This window comes from Streptomyces sp. NPDC059524, assembly GCF_042749255.1.
Lineage (GTDB): Bacteria > Actinomycetota > Actinomycetes > Streptomycetales > Streptomycetaceae > Streptomyces > Streptomyces xanthii.
Genome location: NZ_JBHYTK010000307.1, coordinates 1 through 2,832, shown reverse-complemented (window position 1 = coordinate 2,832; position 2,832 = coordinate 1). Strand labels below are relative to the sequence as shown.

Annotated in this window: 3 protein-coding genes, 1 pseudogene and 1 riboswitch; of the genes and pseudogenes, 1 reads left to right on the top strand and 3 read right to left on the bottom strand. The window is 71.8% G+C overall.

Going from position 1 to position 2,832, the window contains the following annotated elements; genetic code table 11:
* The 3 genes and pseudogenes from ACFW9D_RS38375 to gcvT all read right to left on the bottom strand — a co-directional run.
* A pseudogene (locus ACFW9D_RS38375) lies at positions 1 to 137 on the bottom strand (serine hydroxymethyltransferase); the annotation flags it as partial.
* A 6-nt stretch (positions 138 to 143) separates the two neighbouring features.
* Positions 144 to 521 carry a glycine cleavage system protein GcvH gene (gene gcvH / locus ACFW9D_RS38370; RefSeq protein WP_188336752.1) on the bottom strand — a complete coding sequence of 126 codons (378 nt, stop codon included), beginning with the start codon at positions 519 to 521 and terminating at the stop codon, positions 144 to 146.
* Between the two features lie 76 nt (positions 522 to 597).
* Complete coding sequence (gene gcvT / locus ACFW9D_RS38365; protein ID WP_384630106.1) at positions 598 to 1,713, bottom strand: glycine cleavage system aminomethyltransferase GcvT; 1,116 nt, start codon at positions 1,711 to 1,713, stop codon at positions 598 to 600.
* A gap of 152 nt (positions 1,714 to 1,865) precedes the next feature.
* Positions 1,866 to 1,957, bottom strand: a riboswitch (glycine riboswitch).
* A gap of 125 nt (positions 1,958 to 2,082) precedes the next feature.
* On the opposite strand from gcvT, the gene ACFW9D_RS38360 reads away from it, so the two are divergent.
* Positions 2,083 to 2,736 carry an AAA family ATPase gene (locus tag ACFW9D_RS38360; protein WP_384630108.1) on the top strand — a complete coding sequence of 218 codons (654 nt, stop codon included), beginning with the start codon at positions 2,083 to 2,085 and terminating at the stop codon, positions 2,734 to 2,736.
* Positions 2,737 to 2,832 lie beyond the last annotated feature (96 nt).

Here is a 2,832-nt window from a genome sequence, read left to right as displayed (position 1 = left end):
GCCTCCATGACGGCGACCGGAGCGAAGTTCTCCGACGCGATCATCTCCAGGGTCGACTGCTGACGCTTCAGCTCGGCGTCGACAGCGGCGGCGACGTCCGGGTCGAGCTCGTGCAGGGACTGGTTCAGTACGGACATCAGGGGTCAGCTCCCGGAGAACTCGGTGTACTCGTCGGCGGTGAGCAGGTCGGACGGCTCCTCGGAGACGCGGACCTTGAACAGCCAGCCGCCCTCGAAGGGGGCCGAGTTCACCAGGGCCGGGTCGTCGACGACGTCCTGGTTGGCCGCGACGACCTCACCGGTGACGGGGGAGTACAGGTCGGAGACCGACTTGGTGGACTCCAGCTCGCCGCAGCTCTCGCCCGCGGTGACGGTGTCGCCGACCTCGGGGAGCTGGGCGAACACGATGTCACCGAGCGCGTTGGCCGCGTGCTCCGTGATACCGACCGTGGCGACGCCGTCCTCGACGGCCGACAGCCACTCGTGCTCCTTGCTGTAACGCAGCTGCTGGGGGTTGCTCATGGTGCGAATTCTCCTGTACGCGGGAAGGTGCTGGTGACAGAGGGGCGCGTAGGACGCCCGAGGGGATCGGGCGGGACTACTTCTGACGCTTGTAGAACGGGAGCGCGACGACCTCGTACGGCTCGTGCGTGCCGCGGATGTCCACGCCGACACCGGCCGTGCCGGGCTCGGCGTGCGCCGCGTCGACGTAGGCGATGGCGATCGGCTTGCCCAGGGTGGGCGACGGGGCGCCGGAGGTGACCTCGCCGACGACCTGGCCGTCGGCGACCACTGCCATGCCGGCGCGCGGCACCCGGCGGCCCTCGGCGATCAGGCCGACGAGCTTGCGCGGCGGGTTCGCCTCGGCCTTCGCGGCGGCGTCCTTGAGCGCGTCGTGGCCGATGAAGTCGTCGCCGTGCGAGGTCTTCTCGAACTTCACGACGCGGCCCAGGCCGGCGTCGAACGGGGTGTGGTCCGTGGTCAGCTCGTGCCCGTACAGCGGCATGCCCGCCTCCAGGCGCAGCGTGTCGCGGCAGGACAGGCCGCAGGGGACCAGGCCGTACTCGGCGCCCGCCTCGGTCAGCGCCTGCCACAGCTTCTCGGCGTCGGCCGGGGCGACGAACAGCTCGAAGCCGTCCTCGCCCGTGTAGCCGGTGCGCGCGATGAGGGCCTCGACGCCGGCGACCGTGCCCGGCAGACCCGCGTAGTACTTGAGCCCGTCCAGGTCGGCGTCCGTGACGGACTTCACGATGGCGGGGGAGTTCGGACCCTGCACGGCGATCAGCGCGTACGCGTCGCGGTCGTCGCGGACCTCGGCGTCGAAGCCGGCGGCGCGCTCGGTGAGGGCGTCGAGCACGATCTGGGCGTTGCCCGCGTTGGCGACGACCATGTACTCGGTCTCGCCGAGGCGGTAGACGATCAGGTCGTCGAGGATGCCGCCGTCCTCGCGACAGATCATCGTGTAGCGGGCGCGGCCGACGCCGACGGAGCCGATGTTGCCGACGAGCGCGCGGTTGAGCAGGTCGACCGCCTGCGGGCCCGTGACCGTGATCTCGCCCATGTGGGAGAGGTCGAACAAGCCGGCCGCGGTGCGCACCGCGTTGTGCTCGTCACGCTCGCTGGCGTACCGCAGCGGCATGTCCCAGCCGGCGAAGTCGGTCATCGTGGCGCCCAGCGAGCGGTGCAGGGCGTCGAGGGCGGTGGTACGGGTCATGGCGGGTGCTCCCGGGCGTGACGGCGATGGCAAGAGGTCTCCGAAGGAGGTCCTCCCCATCTGTCATCGGAACCTGAGAGGTTCGCCCCGAGGGGCTTGCACCTTGGGTGGGACCGCCGTACGTCAGAAGGCGGCCCGCTTTTCAGATCTGCCTCGCCCGCGCGGTACGGGGCCTGAGAGATTCAAGGGAGGAACTTGCTCCTTCGGCGTCCGGGGTGACCCGGAACTCTCCCGCGCGGATTCAAGCGGCCGGTATGCAGTTTGCGCGCACATCATTGCATGCCCGTCGAACGGGGAAACCCCTTGTGGGGCATTACCGTCTCTTTACACTTGGCGGGCAAGAGTGGCGTGACCGGAGCGGGGAGGACGATCACGGTGCACAAGGCAGTCGCGGCGGCGTACGCGACGACAGGGGCCGCGGCGGCGCAGCGGGTGCGGATACCGCGTCAGCGCTCGGTGCGGGATCTGCGGGGGCGGGAGGGCCGGACCCCGCGCCGGATCGCGTTCGCGGCGGGGGATCTCGTCGTGCTCTCGGGGCTGCCCGGCAGCGGAAAGTCCACGCTGATGCGGCGGGCCGTCACCGTGATCGGCATCGACTCCCAGGACACCCGTGAGCGCTGGGCCGCCCGGGTGCCGCGCTGGGTGCCGTACGCCGTGTACCGGCCGCTGGTGCGGATCGCGCACTACGCGGGGCTGCGGCGGGCCATGCGGTCCGGGGCCAGTGTCGTCGTGCACGACTGCGGGACGCAGGCGTGGGTGCGCAGGTGGGTGACGCGGACGGCACGCCGGCGCGGGGTCTCCGTTCATCTGCTGCTGCTCGACGTGCCGGAGGGGACGGCGCTCGCCGGTCAGCGGGACCGGGGGCGCGGCGTGTCCCGGTACGCCTTCGCCCGGCACCGGCGGGCCGTCGGGTCGCTCGTGGCCGAGGTCGAGCGCGGGGTCCTCCCGGCGGGGGTCGCGTCGGCGGTGCTCCTGGACCGGGCCGCGACGGATGTGCTCGGCGGGATCGCGTTCCGGGGGTGACCTTGCCGTCTCGCGGGCGTCCGCGGCTCCGGTGGGGGCTGGTCGCGCCCTGCGGCGGAGCCGCTGACGGACACAGCCCCGCGCCCCTGAAATGCC

Excerpts from the sequence above, each read along its gene's own strand:
- gcvH (WP_188336752.1), bottom strand. The coding sequence starts at position 521 with ATGAGCAACCCCCAGCAGCTGCGTTACAGCAAGGAGCACGAGTGGCTG.
- gcvT (WP_384630106.1), bottom strand. The coding sequence starts at position 1,713 with ATGACCCGTACCACCGCCCTCGACGCCCTGCACCGCTCGCTGGGCGCC.